Origin of the sequence: Pseudomonas sp. WS 5079, from assembly GCF_012985465.1 — a bacterium.
Lineage (GTDB): Bacteria > Pseudomonadota > Gammaproteobacteria > Pseudomonadales > Pseudomonadaceae > Aquipseudomonas.
Genome location: NZ_JAAQWN010000001.1, coordinates 1,001,641 through 1,018,298, shown reverse-complemented (window position 1 = coordinate 1,018,298; position 16,658 = coordinate 1,001,641). Strand labels below are relative to the sequence as shown.

Genomic DNA, 16,658 nt, shown 5'->3' with positions numbered 1-16,658 from the left:
TTTGAATGAGGCACGCAATGAGCAAACTCGAAGGTGAACTGGGCATCCTGGCCCGCCGGCGTATCGAAGCCGAGATCATCAAGCCGATCTACGAAATCCTCGTGCGCGAGCAGGGCAAGGCCTTTGCCGCCGCGGTGATTGGCGAGGCGGTGGGCAATGCCGCGATCCAGGCCGGCAAGCATTTTGCTGCCCAGGAAGAGCAGGGCGCCGACCTCAAGAGCTTCGTTGAGCTGCAAGTGCTGTGGGAAAAAGACGACGCGCTGAAAGTCGAGATCATCGCCAGCGACGCCGAGCATTACGACTACGACGTCAAGCGTTGCCGCTACGCCGAGATGTACCACGAGATGGGCCTGGGCGAGATCGGCCACCTGTTGTCGTGCAACCGCGACGAACTGTTTATCGTCGGCTACAACCCCAATATTGAATTGACGCGCACCCAGACCATCATGGGCGGCGCGCCAAGCTGTGACTTCCGCTACCACGCCAAGCCCCGGGAGCCGCGCTCGTGAGCGCCCTGGCGCGGGTCAACGGCGAGCGCCTGTGGGACTCGCTGATGGAAATGGCGCAGATCGGCGGCACGCCCAAGGGCGGCGTGTCGCGCCTGGCCCTGACCGACGAAGACCGGCGCGGGCGCGACCTGTTCGTGGCCTGGTGCACGGCGGCCGGGTGTAGCATCCGCGTGGACGCCATGGGCAACATCTTCGCCCGCCGCGCCGGCCGCCATGACCACCTGGCCCCGGTGCTGACCGGCTCCCACGGTGACTCGCAGCCAGCAGGCGGCAAGTTCGATGGCATCTACGGCGTACTCGCCGGCCTGGAAGTGCTGCGCACCTTGAACGACCTGGGCATCGAGACCGACCGGCCGATCGAGGTGGTCAACTGGACCAACGAAGAAGGCTCGCGTTTTGCCCCGGCGATGATTTCCTCGGGGGTATATGCCGGGGTGTTCGACCTGGAATACGGCTTGTCCCGCGAAGACAAGGCCGGCGTGACCATTGGCCAGGCGCTGCAACAGATCGGCTACGCCGGCCCGCATCCGGTGGGTGGCCAGGCGGTGCATGCGGCGTATGAGCTGCATATCGAGCAGGGCCCGATCCTTGAGGCCCAGGACCTGACCATCGGCGTGGTCACCGGCGCCCAGGGCCAGCGCTGGTATGAAGTCGAGCTTTGCGGGCGCAGCGCCCATGCCGGCACCACGCCCATGGATCACCGCCTGGATGCACTGCTGGGCTTTGCCCGGGTGGTGGAGGCGGTCAACCAGATCGGCCTGGCCCAAGGCGCCGAAGGGCGGGCGACGGTGGGCATGGCCAATATCTTCCCCAACTCGCGCAATGTGGTGCCGGGACGGGTGTTTTTCAGCGTCGAGTTCCGCCATCCCGATGAAGCGGTGCTGGCCGTGCAGGACCAGCAACTGCACGAAGCGGTGGCACGGATCGCCGAGGGTATTGGCTTGCAGGCCAGCGTCAAGCAGATCTTCCAGTACGCACCGATTGCCTTCGACAAAGACTGCGTGGACGTGGTGCAGGCTGCGGCGCAGGCCCTGGGTTATAGCCATCGGCGCATGATTTCCGGGGCAGGGCATGATGCCTGCTACCTGAACCAGGTCGCGCCGACGGCGATGATCTTTGTGCCGTGCGTGGATGGCTTGAGCCATAACGAGGCGGAAGAAATCCACCCGCACTGGTCCACAGCGGGGGCGGATGTGTTGTTGCAGGCGATTCTGGCTTCGTCAGGCGAATAGGCTGAAGTCATCCCTTGTGGGAGCTGTCTGTGCGGTGTTGCCCTTACCCCCGCACAAACAGCCTGCTCATCACTTGCAACAGCCGATCATCCGTGCCGGCTGCGCCTATCACCTGCAACCCCACCGGCATGCCCCTCACGTGCCCCACCGGCAGGCTGATCGCGGGGAGACCGGTGAGGTTCCAGGCACTGGTATGGCTGAGCACGGCGGCGCGTACGTCAATCTCCTGTTCGCCCACCCGCACTTCGCGCGCATTCACCTCGGTGGCGGTAATCGGCACGCTGGGCGACACCAGCAAGTCATAGTGTTCGAACAAACGCGCCATCGCCGCTTGGTACTGCGCCTGGCTTGCCTGTGCGCGAATGTATTGCCAGCCTTTGACGTCCCTCGACACCTCGAGGCGCTCGCGTACCTCCTGGTCAAACTTGTGCGGCGCATCCTGCATGCGCTCGGCATGTACCTCGAAGGCCTCGGCACGTTGCAGGGTCAGCAGGGTGTCCTTCATGCCCGGCGCCATTTTTTGCAGCGCGTCGGTGTGCTCAAGCGTGTCGCCAAACAGCTGCTGCGCCGCCTGGTACACCTGCTGATTCACGTCGGCATCCACCGGGCCGAAGCTGCCACAGGTGAGCCAGCCAACCCGCAGCGGCTGCGCAGTGGCCGCAGGCGCACACGGGCGGGCGGCGAGCACCTCGAACAGCAAGCGCGCATCTTCGACGTGATTGGCGATGGGGCCGACATGGTCGAGGCTCGAGGCCAGCGGGAACACGCCGTCCACCGGCACGCAGGCAAACGAAGGCTTGAAGCCGACCGCGCCGCACAAGGCCGAAGGGATGCGGATCGAGCCGCCGGTGTCGGTACCCAGCGCCAGCGGTACCATGCCGCTGGCTACCGCCGCCGCACTGCCTGCGCTGGAGCCGCCCGTGATGCAACGGGCATCCCACGGGTTGCGTGCGGCGCCCTGCAACGAGCGGTCGCCGGTCGGGCCGTAGGCGAATTCGTGGGTCAAGGTCTTGCCGACAATCACCGCCCCGGCCTCGCGCACACGCTGCACGCACAGCGCATCGCGCTCCGGCAGGCAACCGTCGAAATGCGCGGAGCCGTAGGTGGTGATGTAGTCAAACGTGTCGATGTTGTCTTTGACCGCGACCGGTATGCCGTGCAGCGGGCCCAGGTCCAGGCCCTGGGCCAACAGCGCGTCGGCCTTGCGCGCCTGGGCCAGGGCGACGCAGGCATCGACTTGCACGAACGCATTCAATAGCGGATTCAAACGCTCGATGCTGTCCAGGGCCGCTTGCGTCAACTCGACACTGGTCACGCTGCCGGCACGCAGGCGCGCGGCCAGCGTGACGATCGACAGGCCAAAGAAATATCCAGCGTGGGCAGGCTTCACCAGGCTCATGTAAACAACTCCATCAAACAGCGGCGGGTATAGAGGGCGCGGCGACCTGGCGGCCACCTGGGCGCACCATCAGCATGGCGCTCATGCCCAGCGCCGTGGCCACTGCGGCAGCCACGAACATCGACGAGTAGCCGTAACGAACGGTCAGGTAGCCGGTGAGCATCGGGGCGATGAACGACGCGGTGTTGGCAATAAAGTGCGTCATGCCGCTGTAGGCACCCACCCGATTGGACGGCGCAGTGTCGATCACCACGGCCCAGTACACGGAGTTGGGCAGGGCGTTGAGCGCGTTGGCCAGCGTCATCAGGGCTATCACGCCCCACACGGTCTGGGCCTGGGACACCATGATGAAGCACAAGGTGGTCAGCAGCAGGCAGGTTGCTGCCAGCCAACTGCGGGCGACTTTCAGGTTGCCGGTGCGGCGCAGCAGCAGGTCCGATATCTTGCCGCCCAGCAGTACGGTGAAGCAGGCGCCGGTCCACGGGATCATGCCCATGTACCACAGCGACGACAGGTTGTAGTGGAACTCATCCTGCAGGTACTTGGGGGTCCAGGTCAGCAGCAGGAAGGTCACGTACACAAACGAGAAGTAACCGACGGCGTTGAGCAACAGGTCCTTGTTCTTGAAGAAGTGCCAGACCGGCGCAACGCTGGTGGTGGGGGTCGATGCGTTAGCGGCTTCGGCGCGCTCTTTACGCAAAAAGTCGAGTTCGGCCTTGGACACGCGCGGGTTTTCATCCGGGGTGTTGGTGAAGCGGGTCATGAAATAGATCAGCAGCGCCAGGCTGGCCACGCCCAGCACCACGAACATGCTGCGCCAGCTGCCGGTCAGGGTTTGCAGGCCCACGGCCACTGGTGCGGTCAGCAGTGCACCCAGTGGGGTGCTCAGCAGGCCCACCGACACCACAAAACCGCGCTCCTTGGGCGTGGCCCAGTTGGCCACGCTCTTGTTGATCACGGAGTACGCCGGACCTTCGGCAAACCCGAACATCACACGGATGGTGGCGAAGCCGGCCATGGCCGAGCCACCGAGGAACGCCAGTCCGAAATCGCCGGCAAATGCCGTGGCAATCTCGAAGATCGACCACGTGGCACCGGCGATCAGCCAGATGCGCCTGGCACCAAAACGGTCGGCCAGAATGCCGCCGACCAGTGCCCCCAGGATGTAGCCGTAACCGAAGTAACCCAGCACGTTGCCCCAGTCGGCCTTGTCGAAACCGTACTCGGGAAGAATGCTCGCCGAGGCATAGGCAATCGCGCCTCGGTCGATGTAGTTGAGCAATGCCATCAGCATGATCAGGAAGAAAATCTGGTAGCGGAAAGACGGGATAGCGGGGCTATTCATAGGGATCTGACTCTTCAAAATGATGGCAGAAGTCAAAAAGTCGGCCGCGTCCGGCGTATTTTTATTGTTTGCCCAAACGTTTGGGTTGGCGAAATGTAAGGCGCGGAAAATTTTTAGTCAAACGTTTGGGTAAAGATTTATCTGCGGCTGCGACACGCCCGTTCGGGTAGACTCTGCGCGCTAAATATCAGACAGTCGGAAGCCCCACCACCATGCCGAGCCCCTCTCGCCCAGCCACCTTGAAGTCCATGGCGACTGCACTTGGCGTGCATGTTTCCACGGTGTCCCGGGTACTCAATGGCGACCCGGCCGGGGTCGAGCGAGCGGCGTCGGCCGAAGTGGTGGCGCGCATTCGTGCATTGGCCAAAGAACTCGATTACCGGCCAAACACCCAGGCATCGAGCCTGAAGCTGCGCAAAAGCCAGGAAATCTGTGTGCTCATGCCAAGGCTCACGGACCTGGTGATGGCAACCATTTATGACAGCATCGACAGTGCCGCCGAGCAGGCCGGCTACCTGACGTTCGTTTCCAATACCGACGACCAGCAACCTCGCCAGATGGCGCGGGCCGAGCACGCCCTGCGCCGTTCGGTGGCGGGGTTGATCGTCGGCGACTCCCATGTGGGCGAAAGCCAGCCGCTGCTCGACCTGTTGACGCGCAAGCACATCCCCTACGTGCTGGTCAGCCGGCAGATTGCCGGGCATCTGGCGGCGTGCAGCGACGATGAACGGGGTGGTTGGTTGGCGGCGGAGCACTTGTACCAGTTGGGCTGTCGCGATGTGGCGATCCTGGCGGGTGAACGGCATGCCTCCACCGGTGCGGATCGCACCCGTGGGTTTACCCGTTACTACCGTGAGCAGGGCATCATCCTGCGCCCGGAGTGGACGCTCAATGGTCCTTTTGACAGCCTCACCGGGCACCGCCAGGGCGAATACCTGTTGGGGCTCAACCCACGGCCCCAGGCGTTTTTCGCGGTCAATGACTTCCTGGCCATCGGCCTGATGGGCGCCGCACGGGACAAGGGCTTGATGCCGGGCAAGGACATTGCGGTGGTGGGCTTCAACGACATACCGCTGGCCAATGAGTTGATGGTCCCCCTGACCAGCGTGCGCCTGCCGCTGGCAGAGATGGGCCGCCATGCGGTTGAGCTGTTGCTCAAACGCATCGAGGGCGAGGCTGTCGAGTCGATCATGGTGGTGCCGCAGTTGCAGGTGCGGGCGAGTTCGTCTTTGTTGCGCTGACTGAGGGCGGGTCAGTGGCGGTCGAACATGTGGGAGCTGGCTTGCCCGCGATCGCGGCATAGGTATCTACACAGCTCTCGTCTGGGGTTGTGTACATATCCGTTGCTGCGGTAATGGCCACTTAGGGTTCCGCCCTTACGGCGGGTCACTTTCGAAAAGCGCGAAAGTAACCAAAGCGCTTTTGCCCCACCACTCGGTGCCTCGCCTAGGCTCGGCATGCCCGCAGTCAGGCATTGCTCCGTGGGCCCGCCGCGATCGGCCATCCATGGCCGTGTCGCGGCTACCCCGGCATCCATGCCGGGGTGCCCACTGCGCAATACCTGCCTGCGGCTATCGTGGTTTAACGGGGCGCCTAAGATCAAAAGCAGAGCAACAGCAACAGCAGAACCAGAGCGCGAAGCTGCATTCCCCTGTAGGAGCTGGCTTGCCTGCGATGACGCCCGAAAGAACACATCAGAGTATCTGGTATTCATTCGTCATCGTTAACGACCATCGCGGGCAAGCCCGCTCCTACAAGGGTACGCGTACGCTTCGATGATCAGGTCGGCTGTCAGGCCGCCTCGCTTTGCTTGTGATTTTGATCTTAGGCGCCCCGTTAAACCACGCTGGCCGTCATCCGACATTGATTTGGGGGGTAACCCGGCAGGACGCCGGGTTAGCCACGCTGGGCCATGGATGGCCCATCGCGGCGCCCCCCAAATCAATGTCGGATGACGGGCACACCGAGCCTAGGCGAGGTGCCGAGTGGTGGGGCAGGAGCCCTTTTGGTTACTTTTGGCTGGGCCGGCACTCCGGGCTCTTTTCCAAAAGTGACCCGCCGTAAGGGCGGAACCAATAGCCGCCGTGACCGCAGCAACGGATATGTACACAACCCCAGACGAGAGTCGTGTAGATACCTATGCCGCAATTGCGGGGTGTCAGTCACGGGATTTATCGCCTGACACACCGCTATCGCGGGCAAGCCCGCTCCCACAGGGCCGGGTCAATCCAGTCAGCGAAAAAACTCCCCCGGCGTCGTATCAAACTGCTGGCGAAACGCTGCGATAAACGCCGAAACCGACTCATAGCCACAGCCCAGCGCTACATCCGTCACCCGTTCCCCGCGTTCCAGGTCGGGCAGGGCGCCGAGCAGTCGCAGCCGCTGGCGCCAGGCGCGGTAGGTCAGGCCGGTATCGCTCAAGAACAACCGGCTCAAGGTTTTTTCACTGACCCCCAGTTTCTGGCTCCACTGCCCCAGCGTGGTCGCCTGTTCCGGGTGCAGGCGCAAGCTGCGGTAGATCTGCCGCAGACGGCTGTCCACCGGCAGCGGCAGCATCAGGTCGACCTGGGGCGCGGCGGCCAATTGGTCGAGCAGCACCTGGGCCAGGCGCCCATCCGGGCCATCTTCGGCATATTCCACCGGCAGTTCGCTGAAACGGCGGATCAACTCGCGCAACAGGTCGCTCACCGCCAGTACCTGGCAGTGTCCCGGCGCCCAGGTCGTTACGCTGCAGTCCAGGTACAGGCTACGCATTTCGGTGTGTGGCGAACTGAACACCCGATGGGGCATTCCCGCCGGGATCCATACCGCCCGTTGCGGCGGCGCGACGAAGCGTCCGGCGCTGGTCTGGATCTCCAGCACCCCGCAAATCGCATACGACAACTGCACCCACGGATGACTATGGCGGCGGGTCAGGGCGCGGTTGGGCAGGGATTCGGTGCGGCCATACACCGGGCGCGGCAGGCTGGCGAGCCCGGGGATGCTGCGGCGAACAGCCTTTTCATGTCCTTTAGGCGGCATTTACTGGCTCATTGGCGTTAGTCGGTAACCGGTTGTTACGTTAGAGTCGCCACGACGCCCTGGCAACCCCTGGAAGAACAGCTGATGAAACGCCCACGGTTTTTACCCGACAACTTCACCCTGATCCTGATTGCCACGGTGGCCCTTGCCTCCTTGCTCCCCGTCAGCGGCCAGGCCGCCGTGGCCTTTGGCTGGGTGACCAACCTGGCCATCGCGCTCTTGTTTTTCCTGCATGGCGCCAAGCTGTCGCGCCAGGCCATCGTCGCCGGTGCCGGGCACTGGCGCTTGCACCTGCTGGTGTTCAGCCTGACCTTCGTGCTGTTCCCGCTGCTGGGCCTGGCGCTCAAGCCGCTGCTGTCGCCAATGATCGGCAAAGACCTGTACATGGGCATGCTCTACCTGTGCGCGTTGCCGGCCACGGTGCAGTCGGCGATTGCCTTTACCTCCCTGGCGCGGGGCAATATCCCGGCGGCGATTTGCAGCGCGGCGGCGTCCAGCCTGTTCGGCATCTTCCTCACGCCGTTGCTGGTGACCTTGTTGCTCAATGTGCATGGTGACGGCGGCTCGACTGTGGATGCGATCCTCAAGATCAGCGTGCAGTTGCTGCTGCCGTTCATTGCCGGGCAGATCGCCCGGCGCTGGATTGGCGCGTGGGTGGGGCGCAATAAAAACTGGCTGAAGTTCGTCGATCAGGGGTCGATCCTGCTGGTGGTCTATGGCGCTTTCAGTGAGGCCGTCAACGAAGGCATCTGGCATCAGATCCCCTTGTGGGAACTGGGCGGCCTGGTGGTGGCCTGCTGTATCTTGCTGGCGCTGGTGCTGGTGGCTTCCGCGCTCTTGGGCAAGGCGTTCGGTTTCAACCAGGAAGACCGCATCACCATCCTGTTCTGCGGCTCGAAGAAAAGCCTGGCCACCGGCGTGCCCATGGCCCAGGTGTTGTTCGCCGGCAGCACCATGGGCGTGTTGATCCTGCCGTTGATGCTGTTCCACCAGATCCAGTTGATGGTCTGCGCGGTACTGGCCCAGCGCTATGCCAATCGCCCGGAGTCGATTCCCGAGATCATGGCGCAGGTCGATCCCTGAACCATCGTGTTACTATTTTTGCGCGCCGCTCCAGGGCAGGCATCGGGCCGTCAGGATCGGCGCGCAACCGAGTAAAACGACCTGTCGATGAGTACTTCCACCGCAACCCCCGCCGCCAATTGGCAACCGGTCATCGCCCTGGCGCTGGCCGCCTTTGTGTTCAACACCACCGAATTTGTCCCGGTCGGCCTGCTCAGTGCCATCGGCGCCAGCTTCGACATGCCAATCGCCCAGGTCGGCCTGATGCTCACTATCTACGCCTGGGTGGTGTCACTGACCTCGCTGCCGGTGATGTTGCTGACCCGTAACGTCGAGCGGCGCAAGTTGCTGATTGTGTTGTTCGCCATGTTTATCGCCAGCCATATCCTCTCCAGCGTGGCCAACAGTTTTGGCCTGTTGATGGTCAGTCGTATCGGCATTGCCTTGTCCCACGCGCTGTTCTGGTCGATCACCGCCTCCCTGGCGGTACGCCTGGCGCCGCCGGGCAAGCAGGTGCAGGCACTGGGCTTGCTGGCCACTGGCACTTCGCTGGCGATGGTCTTGGGCATTCCCCTCGGGCGCCTGCTGGGTGAAGCCATGGGCTGGCGCACCACGTTTATCGTGATCGCCGGGTTTGCCGCCGCACTGGTGTTCTGGCTGGCGCGCACCTTGCCGTTGTTGCCGAGCCAGAACTCCGGATCGCTGCGCAGCCTGCCGATGCTGTTCAAGCGTCCGGCGCTGGTGGCGCTGTATGTGTTGACGGCCATGGTGGTCACCGCCCAGTTCACGGCCTACAGCTATATCGAACCTTTTGTCGAACGCGTCGCTGGCCTGGGTGGCAATGCGGTAACCCTGGTGCTGCTGGTGTTTGGCGGGGCGGGGATCATCGGTTCGTTGCTGTTCAGCCTGTTGCACCGTTTCAGTCCCTATCGCTTTTTGCTGGTGGCCGTGTCGGTGCTGGCGCTGTGCCTGGGCCTGCTGTTGCCCCTGAGTGGTGACGTGTCGTACCTGGTGGTGCTGAGCGTGTTCTGGGGCATGGCGATCATGGCCTTTGGCTTGGCATTGCAATCCAAGGTCCTGGTCCTGGCACCGGACGCAACGGATGTGGCGATGGCGATGTTTTCCGGGATCTACAACATCGGCATCGGCGGCGGCGCGCTGCTGGGCAGTTGGGTCGGCGGGCACTTTGGCTTCGCCTGGATCGGCGCGGCGGGGGGCTTGCTGGCGGTAGCGGCGCTGGGGTTGTATTGCCTGTCGATTTATCGGTTTGGCCAGGGTTAAGTCGCAAACCTCCCGTTATAAACCGCTTTGTGCGTGTGCGTAAGCTGTCAGATCTGACAGTTGTCTAATCGGTCTTCCAGGCTTTTACTCCTTCTCAGACGCAGCGCCCAGCCGGTGGTTAGGCGCTGAACTTGAAGGCGCAAACTTCCAGGGACGGACTGATCATGCAGACCCTATCCAAATACGTGATTCTCGGCGGCGCATTGCTTTTGGGCTATGGCGCCACAGCGACGGCGGCGACCTTTGTCGATCTGGGCAATGCGGCGGGCAAGCAATGTGTCGCAGTCTCGGTCAATGACAGCGGCCAGACCGTGGGCAGTTGCAGCACGGCGACCCCCAGCGCCAATGACAACCCCTGGTATGCGGCCTCTAGCGCGGGGCCCCAGCAAGTGTTGCCGCCGCTGGTGGCCAACCAACCCTGCTCAGTGGGGAGCATTGGCAATAGCGGGGTGATGGTGGGGCGTTGTACGGATGCGAGCAATTTCAATTTTGCTGTGACCTGGAGCGCCGCTGCACCGGCGGCGGCCCCGATCAAGCTCACCCCCCTTCCGGCGACTTTGTTGTTTCCCTTGTTGCGTCCCGCCGATGTCCATACCTATGCGACCGCCCAGAACCAGCAAGGAGCGGTGCTCGGCTTGAGTATCAGTGGCAGCGGCAAATCTACCGTTGTGTTGTATCGGCCGGGCATGACAGCGCCCGAGCGCATCTCTGACTGGGACAGCATGTGTCTCGGTATGGTGGTGAACAATACCCTGATCAGCGGATACCCCAGCATCCTGATGAACTGCCCGGTCAACGGCAAGATTGTGGCAAGGGTTGTCCGGCGCTCAGGGGGTGGCTATACCACCACTGACTTGCCTGTGCCAGCCGGGGCAAGTTACTGCATAGCGGTGGATATGAACGATCAGAACCAGGCGGTGGGCAGTTGCCTATACCCCCACTCTGCCACCAACAGCAGCAAAACCGCATTCTGGCCCACCCCCACCAGCGCACCGTTGCTGCTCACATTGCCGTTGAATGCCATGAACTCGGGGGTTGCGGTGAACAATGACGGGCATGTGCTGGCGCGAGGCACTGCGCCTTCGGGCTTTACCACGGATTTCTACTGGGCGGACACCAGCTCCAGCTTCGGCGTGCAGCCCATCCCGTTTTTGCCGGGCAGCGTCAGTACCAAGGCGTTTGGCCTGGCTGAAAATGAAACGGTCGCGATGGACTGCACCGACAGCGCCGAGTACGCCACCGCCTGCACCTGGGATCCGATCAATGGAACCCAGGCCATTGCCCCCATTGGCGGTGGGCACCAGAGCATGCTGAACAGTATTTCGTTTAGCGGCACCTTCATTGCGGGCGCGTCAAGACGTCAGTGCCGTGGTGGCGCCCTTGCCCTGAGAGGTTGGAGTCCCCCTGTAGTGTTGGATCCAGGATTGAGGAGGTGGGTATGAAAAGGACAGCAGCATTGCTGGCAGCGGGGATGATCCTTCAGTTACTGGCGGGTGCACCGAGTTACGCAGGGGGGCTTAAATCCGGGGTGCACTTCCCACCAGAGCAACTGCATCAAATGAGCTTTTTGCCGATCTTGCCATTTGATCTCACAGCCGATGCGTTTACGCCCCCCAGTCCGGTCATCAAGGCCCCGGATGTAAGCCCGATAGGCGGCAACCAATCCAATGCGCCCAGTTGGTTTGTGTGCACAAGCAAAGGCATCAAGCTGGTGCGGGACGGCTCGATAGTGAAAACCCATTATTGTGATTGAGTAGACGGTACCCAGACTTTTAATCCCTGGAGCGGTCGATGGGGGGGTGTTGGATCTACGGTTGAGGAGGTGTGTATGAAAAGGACGACGGCATTGCTGGCAATAGGGACGAGCCTTGTGTTTTTAGTGTCTGCACCGACTTACGCGGGGGGGCATAAAGATGAGGTGTACAACCCTGGTGGAGGTGCCATCAGTAATTTTTCAGGCCTGATAGTCACGCAAGTCTTTGATATTCTAAAGTTATTTATTCCACCCACCCCAGTCATCAAGGCCCCGACTGTAAGCCCGATCGGCGTCAACCAATCCAATGCGCCCAATTCGTTTGTGTGCACAAGCAAAGGCATCAAGCTGGTGCGGGATGGCTCGATAGTGAAAACCCATTACTGTGATTGAAGCGCCGGCATGCCGCTGCAGGCACCGGCATGCCGGCCCCACAGCGGCCTAGCTCAGAACTGCGGCGTGTACTTCACACTGAACATTACATTGCGCGGGTCACCGTAGAAGTTGTTGCCATTCAACTGGTTGTACCCGGAGGCGTAATAGGTCTTGTCAAACAGGTTGTTGGCATTGACCGCCAACCCCACTTCCGGCGTCAGTTGATACGCCACCCGCGCATTCCACACGGTGTAGCCCGCCACGTCGTAGTTGTACTCATACCCCAGGGTATGGCTCTGGGTGGTAAAGCCCAACCCGGTGCTGACCTTGCTCCAGTCGCCACTGAACTGGTAGTCGCCCCACACCCGCAACATATGCTTGGGTGTCCACTGGCTGAACACCCGGCCCTTGTTATCCCGGTCCTCAAGGTATTTGGTGGTGTTGTAGGTATAGCCGGCAAACAGTTGCAGGCCGCTCAACACTTCACCGCTGATCTCGGCTTCCAGGCCCTGGCTGCGCACTTTGCCCGAGCCTGTGGCGCAGTACGTGCCGCCGCAGATTTCACCCAGGGAGTAGTCGGTGATCGCACGGTTTTCCTGGTCGTAGCGGAACAGCGCCAGGGAGGTATTGACCCGCCCGTCGAGCAATTCGCCCTTGAGGCCGACTTCGTAGTTGCTGCCAATCACCGGCTTGACCACCGCCCCGCTGAGGTCGCGCTGGGTCTGGGGCTCGAACACGTCGGTGTAGCTGGCATACACCGCCCACTCGCGGCTCAGGTCGTAGACGATCCCGGCGTAGGGCGTGACTTCGCCGGTTTCGTTGGTGGTGCTGGGCTTGTTGACCGTGGTGGCGTGGGTCACCGCCGTGATGCCCGAGGAGGTATAGCTGTAGTCATACCAACTGACACGGGCGCCGAGTACCAGGGTCAACGGGTCGATGGGCTTGACGCGCCAGCTGCCATACAGGCCTTTTTGGCGAATGTCGTATTTGCTCGGTGTTGCACGGCCGCCGGGGGTGTTCATCAGACCCTCGTAGCTGATTTCGGGGCGGTGGTTATCGATGTCGAAGATGTTGTCGGTGCTTTGGTTAAAGGTCCGGGCAATGACGTCGTTGGTGGTGTATTTGGAATAGTTGCCGCCCAGGGTGATTTCCTGGGCCATCGACAGCGCCTCGAAACGCCCGGTGAGGTGGCTGTCCAGGCCGATCTTGGTGCCGTCGAAATCGGTGTACCAATCGGCATAGGTCAACCCGCTGCCGTCGGCGTTAATGCCTTCGCCGGTACTCTGCACGCGTTGGTGGGTGGAGGTGTTTTCTTCGCGCATGCGCACCGCGCCGAGCTTGAACTTCCAGTCATCGTTGAAGCGGTGTTCCAGGTCGGCATACAGGGTGGTGACGTCGATCTGCGAGTGGTTCCAGCGCGAGCCGCTGAAGGTCGAGCGGGGCAGGTCAATCGGCTTGCCCGTGCTGTAGCGCGGCAGGCCCCGCAGCATCGGCCGGGACTCGGCATTGGTGCGGCTGACGGCCAGGCCCAGGGTGGTGTCTTCCTGCAGGTCGAAGTCCAGGGCGCCGTACAGCGAGTGGGTCTTGCTCCATTCGTAGTCGATGAACGAATCGCTCTGGTCTTCATCCGCCACCATCCGCCCACGGATCGTGCCGCTCTTGTTCAGCGGGCCGCCGGCGTCCAGTTGCAGGCCGTAGTGGTCCCAACTGCCGGCCTTGGCGGTAAGGGCCACGGTGGGTGCCGTCTGCCCGCGCTTGCGCACCAGGTTGATTGCGCCACCGGGGCTGCCGGTGCCCTGCAGCAGGCCGGAGGCGCCGCGCAGTACCTCCAGGCGGTCGAAGAAAATCATGTCCTGGGTGGCCCAGTTGCCCAGGGCGTAGGTATTGCGCGGGATCGGCACGCCGTCGTACTGCCAGTCATCGATCTGGAAGCCGCGGGAGGTGATGATCATGCCTTTGCCCACGCCTTGCACGCCCACCAGGCCGGTGGTGTGGTTGACGGCGTCCTTGAGGTCGACCAGGTCCTGGTCGTCCATTTGCTTGCGGGTCATCACCGTGATCGACTGGGGGATTTCCTTGAGGGTGTGGGTGCCCTTGCCGATCGTCACCGCCCGTGCGGCGTAGGAGCCGCTGCCTTCGGTGGTGGTGGGGTCGATGCCGCGCTCGACAATCGAGGTCACGCCCAATTGCAGCGCGCTGCCCGTGTCGGCGGCAGGCTCGACGCTGAAATTACCTTGCTCGGTGATACGCAACTGCAAGCCGCTGCCCGACAACGCACGGTCCATGGCCTGTTCGGCCGGCATCTGGCCGATCACCGCCTGGGCCTGTTTACCCTGCACCAACACCGGGTCCAGGGACACAATCCGCCCGCTCTGGCTGGCAATGGCGTTCAGCGTGTGTGCCAGCGGGCCGGCCGGCAGGTTGAAAGACAGGCTTTGCGCCTGTACCAAGGCAGGGCTCGCCAGGGTTGCCAGGGCAACGGCGACAGAAAGGGCGTGGGGCCAAGGGTTGAGCACAGCATTCTCCTGAAGGTGTGGACGTGTCAGGAGATAGGTGGGCCGAGAATTGAAAACCGGACACAAATAAGAGTGATTTGCATAAAAAAGTCTGGCCCGGGTTATTTGGTGCCAATCACGGTCAGCCACGGGCTGTAGTGATCCACCCGGATCGGCAGGGTTTCGGCCAGGGCCGCGAAGGCGCGGCGGGGGTCGTTGAGGGGGAATACGCCTTGCACGCGCAAGTTGCGCACCTGCGGGTCGACGCGTACAAATCCCCGGCTGTACGGGCGCAGGGCGTTGACCACCTGCTCCAGGGAATCGTCCAGCACGCTGAGGTGGCCGGCGAGCCAGTCGGCCCGGTAGCCCTGGTTGCCGGCCAACGCTTCGATGCGCTCGGCATGCAGCATCACCGATTGGCCTTGCAGCACCGTGTGCTGGATGCCGTTGTGCAGCGTCGCCTGGACCGAATGCTCCAGCACCACCACCCGCGTGGAGTCTGGCTCCTGGGACACGAGGAAGCGCGTGCCCAACGCTTGGACACTGCCCTGGGCGCTGCGCACACGCAGTGGCCGCTGGGGGTCGGCTGCCACCTGAATCACCAGTTCACCGTGGCGCAGGATGATCAAGCGCTGGTGCTGATCGAACTGCACGTCCACCGCGCTCTGTGCATTGAGGCTCAGGCGGCTGCCATCGGCCAGGGTGAAGGTCTGGCGTTGGCCGCGCCCGGTGTGCAGGTCGGCCAGCAGGTCGTCGCCCAGCGGGCTGCGCGCTGCCAACCACAGGCCGCCACCCAGCAGGCCCAGGCCGCCGATGGCGCGCAGTATGTCCCGGCGCGAACCTTGGGGCTGCAACAGCACTTGCCGCGCTTCGCCGGGCAGGCGTTTGTCGAGGGTGCGCAGGGTGTTCCACGAGCCGCCCAGGCGTTCCTGCAAACGGGACCAGGCTTGGACGTGGGCCGGGTCGAGGGCCAGCCAGGCATTGAAGCGCTCCTGCAACCGCGCATCCGGTGTGCCGGCGCGCAGGCGCACCATCCAGTCGATGGCCTGCTCGCTGACCGGGTCCAGCCGGGCCTTGCTCACGGGGCCAGCTCGGCCAGGTAGCACTGGCGCAGGGCCTGTTTCATATAGCGGCTGACGGTGCGCTCGGACAACTGCAACTTGCGCGCAATCGCCACGTAGCTCATGCCGTCCAACTGGCTATAAAGGAACGTGGCCTTGACGATCAGCGGCAAGCCATCGAGGGCGCGGTCAATGGCGACCAGGGCCTGGATCAGTTGCAGTTGGTCTTCAGGGGAGGGCGCCAAGGCTTCGGGGGTGGCGGCCAGGCGTTCCAGGTAGGCGGTTTCCAGGCGACTGCGCCGGTAGCGATCAAAGATCAGCCGGCGGGCAATGGTCGAGAGATAGGCCCGGGGTTGCTCGATGCTGTCGGGGTCGACCCGGGCGGCGAGCATCTGGCAGAAGGTATCGGCGGCGGTGTCTTCGGCATCGGCATGGTTACGCACGCGATGCTGGATATGTTGCAGCAGCCAACGGTGATGGTCATTGAAAAAGAAGCCCAGCTTGCGGATTGGAGGTGACTGCACGGGTCGACTTTCTCAAGGGTGGTATTGTGAATCGTTCTCAATACTACCTTTTGTGCGAGGGGGGGTGCAATAACCGGTAGTTGCAGGAGCAACCTCGCGCCTACATAAAACGGCATTCCAGCGTTATAGGACCGGTTGTACGCAGCCATCCTGCGCCTGGTCTTGCGAGGCATTGACCAAAATAGTGTGCTCGCTCCAGAGCCCCAGCGTTCAAAGACGCAGATCCCGCAAACACCGACAAACCCTGTAGGAGTTGTCGAGCTTTAGCGAGGCTGCGATAGCGGCGGTTCAGCCAACATCAATACCAGCAATCCCGCCGCCATCGCAGCCTCGCTGGGGCTCGACAGCTCCTACATTGTTTGTGCCCGCTCCAGAGCCCCAGCGTTCAAAGACGCAGATCCCGCAAACACCGACAAACCCTGTAGGAGTTGTCGAGCTTTAGCGAGGCTACGATAGCGGTGGTTCAGCCAACATCAATGCCAGCAATCCCGCCGCCATCGCAGCCTCGCTGGGGCTCGACAGCTCCTACATTGTTTGTGCCCGCTCCAGAGCCCCAGCGTTCACAAACGCAGATCCCGCAAACACCAATAAACCCTGTAGG

The 16,658-nt window shown here is 62.5% G+C and carries 14 protein-coding genes; 8 read left to right on the top strand and 6 right to left on the bottom strand.

The genetic code is table 11. The features are described 5' to 3' along the window. Nucleotides 1–17: 17 nt before the first annotated feature. Nucleotides 18–509 (top strand): L-2-amino-thiazoline-4-carboxylic acid hydrolase, encoded by a 492-nt coding sequence (locus HBO05_RS04330; RefSeq protein WP_057438692.1) that lies wholly within the window; start codon nucleotides 18–20, stop codon nucleotides 507–509. Beyond that, the gene (locus HBO05_RS04325) at nucleotides 506–1,741 is read left to right on the top strand and encodes a Zn-dependent hydrolase (protein ID WP_170041013.1); all 1,236 of its coding nucleotides are present in this window, start codon (nucleotides 506–508) and stop codon (nucleotides 1,739–1,741) included. Before HBO05_RS04330 ends, HBO05_RS04325 begins: the two co-directional genes overlap by 4 nt. A 43-nt stretch (nucleotides 1,742–1,784) precedes the next feature. On the opposite strand, the gene HBO05_RS04320 is transcribed toward HBO05_RS04325, so the two are convergent. Next, entirely contained in the window at nucleotides 1,785–3,140 is a 1,356-nt protein-coding gene (locus HBO05_RS04320; protein ID WP_172311821.1) for an amidase, read from the bottom strand. Between the two features lie 13 nt (nucleotides 3,141–3,153). Continuing rightward, the gene (locus HBO05_RS04315; RefSeq protein WP_169957254.1) at nucleotides 3,154–4,485 is read right to left on the bottom strand and encodes an MFS transporter; all 1,332 of its coding nucleotides are present in this window, start codon (nucleotides 4,483–4,485) and stop codon (nucleotides 3,154–3,156) included. 212 nt (nucleotides 4,486–4,697) lie between these two features. On the opposite strand from HBO05_RS04315, the gene HBO05_RS04310 reads away from it, so the two are divergent. Next, complete coding sequence (locus HBO05_RS04310) at nucleotides 4,698–5,726, top strand: LacI family DNA-binding transcriptional regulator (protein ID WP_172311819.1); 1,029 nt, start codon at nucleotides 4,698–4,700, stop codon at nucleotides 5,724–5,726. Between the two features lie 991 nt (nucleotides 5,727–6,717). On the opposite strand, the gene HBO05_RS04305 is transcribed toward HBO05_RS04310, so the two are convergent. After that, nucleotides 6,718–7,506 carry a helix-turn-helix transcriptional regulator gene (locus tag HBO05_RS04305; RefSeq protein WP_169957360.1) on the bottom strand — a complete coding sequence of 263 codons (789 nt, stop codon included), beginning with the start codon at nucleotides 7,504–7,506 and terminating at the stop codon, nucleotides 6,718–6,720. Between the two features lie 84 nt (nucleotides 7,507–7,590). Between HBO05_RS04305 and HBO05_RS04300 the strand changes: the two genes are divergently transcribed. The 5 genes from HBO05_RS04300 to HBO05_RS04280 all read left to right on the top strand — a co-directional run bounded on the left by HBO05_RS04300 (nucleotide 7,591) and on the right by HBO05_RS04280 (nucleotide 11,995). After that, nucleotides 7,591–8,589, top strand: a complete 999-nt coding sequence (locus tag HBO05_RS04300; protein ID WP_169957362.1) for a bile acid:sodium symporter family protein — start codon at nucleotides 7,591–7,593, stop codon at nucleotides 8,587–8,589. Between the two features lie 87 nt (nucleotides 8,590–8,676). After that, entirely contained in the window at nucleotides 8,677–9,849 is a 1,173-nt protein-coding gene (locus HBO05_RS04295) for a sugar transporter (RefSeq protein ID WP_172311817.1), read from the top strand. 164 nt (nucleotides 9,850–10,013) lie between these two features. Further along, nucleotides 10,014–11,291 (top strand): hypothetical protein, encoded by a 1,278-nt coding sequence (locus HBO05_RS04290; protein WP_172311815.1) that lies wholly within the window; start codon nucleotides 10,014–10,016, stop codon nucleotides 11,289–11,291. Further along, nucleotides 11,288–11,602, top strand: coding sequence for a hypothetical protein (locus HBO05_RS04285; RefSeq protein ID WP_170041018.1), 315 nt, complete (start codon nucleotides 11,288–11,290; stop codon nucleotides 11,600–11,602). The genes HBO05_RS04290 and HBO05_RS04285 overlap by 4 nt, the downstream gene beginning before the upstream one ends. Before the next feature lie 75 nt (nucleotides 11,603–11,677). Further along, complete coding sequence (locus HBO05_RS04280; protein ID WP_172311813.1) at nucleotides 11,678–11,995, top strand: hypothetical protein; 318 nt, start codon at nucleotides 11,678–11,680, stop codon at nucleotides 11,993–11,995. 53 nt (nucleotides 11,996–12,048) lie between these two features. On the opposite strand, the gene HBO05_RS04275 is transcribed toward HBO05_RS04280, so the two are convergent. The 3 genes from HBO05_RS04275 to HBO05_RS04265 form a co-directional block, all read right to left on the bottom strand. Beyond that, nucleotides 12,049–14,493, bottom strand: coding sequence for a TonB-dependent receptor (locus HBO05_RS04275; RefSeq protein WP_172311811.1), 2,445 nt, complete (start codon nucleotides 14,491–14,493; stop codon nucleotides 12,049–12,051). A 101-nt stretch (nucleotides 14,494–14,594) separates the two neighbouring features. Beyond that, nucleotides 14,595–15,554 carry a FecR family protein gene (locus HBO05_RS04270; RefSeq protein ID WP_172311809.1) on the bottom strand — a complete coding sequence of 320 codons (960 nt, stop codon included), beginning with the start codon at nucleotides 15,552–15,554 and terminating at the stop codon, nucleotides 14,595–14,597. Then, entirely contained in the window at nucleotides 15,551–16,057 is a 507-nt protein-coding gene (locus tag HBO05_RS04265) for a sigma-70 family RNA polymerase sigma factor (protein WP_104912118.1), read from the bottom strand. Before HBO05_RS04265 ends, HBO05_RS04270 begins: the two co-directional genes overlap by 4 nt. Between the last annotated feature and the right edge of the window lie 601 nt (nucleotides 16,058–16,658).

Excerpts from the sequence above, each read along its gene's own strand:
- HBO05_RS04330 (WP_057438692.1), top strand. The coding sequence starts at position 18 with ATGAGCAAACTCGAAGGTGAACTGGGCATCCTGGCCCGCCGGCGTATC.
- HBO05_RS04320 (WP_172311821.1), bottom strand. The coding sequence starts at position 3,140 with ATGAGCCTGGTGAAGCCTGCCCACGCTGGATATTTCTTTGGCCTGTCG.
- HBO05_RS04315 (WP_169957254.1), bottom strand. The coding sequence starts at position 4,485 with ATGAATAGCCCCGCTATCCCGTCTTTCCGCTACCAGATTTTCTTCCTG.
- HBO05_RS04310 (WP_172311819.1), top strand. The coding sequence starts at position 4,698 with ATGCCGAGCCCCTCTCGCCCAGCCACCTTGAAGTCCATGGCGACTGCA.
- HBO05_RS04305 (WP_169957360.1), bottom strand. The coding sequence starts at position 7,506 with ATGCCGCCTAAAGGACATGAAAAGGCTGTTCGCCGCAGCATCCCCGGG.
- HBO05_RS04300 (WP_169957362.1), top strand. The coding sequence starts at position 7,591 with ATGAAACGCCCACGGTTTTTACCCGACAACTTCACCCTGATCCTGATT.
- HBO05_RS04295 (WP_172311817.1), top strand. The coding sequence starts at position 8,677 with ATGAGTACTTCCACCGCAACCCCCGCCGCCAATTGGCAACCGGTCATC.
- HBO05_RS04290 (WP_172311815.1), top strand. The coding sequence starts at position 10,014 with ATGCAGACCCTATCCAAATACGTGATTCTCGGCGGCGCATTGCTTTTG.
- HBO05_RS04285 (WP_170041018.1), top strand. The coding sequence starts at position 11,288 with ATGAAAAGGACAGCAGCATTGCTGGCAGCGGGGATGATCCTTCAGTTA.
- HBO05_RS04280 (WP_172311813.1), top strand. The coding sequence starts at position 11,678 with ATGAAAAGGACGACGGCATTGCTGGCAATAGGGACGAGCCTTGTGTTT.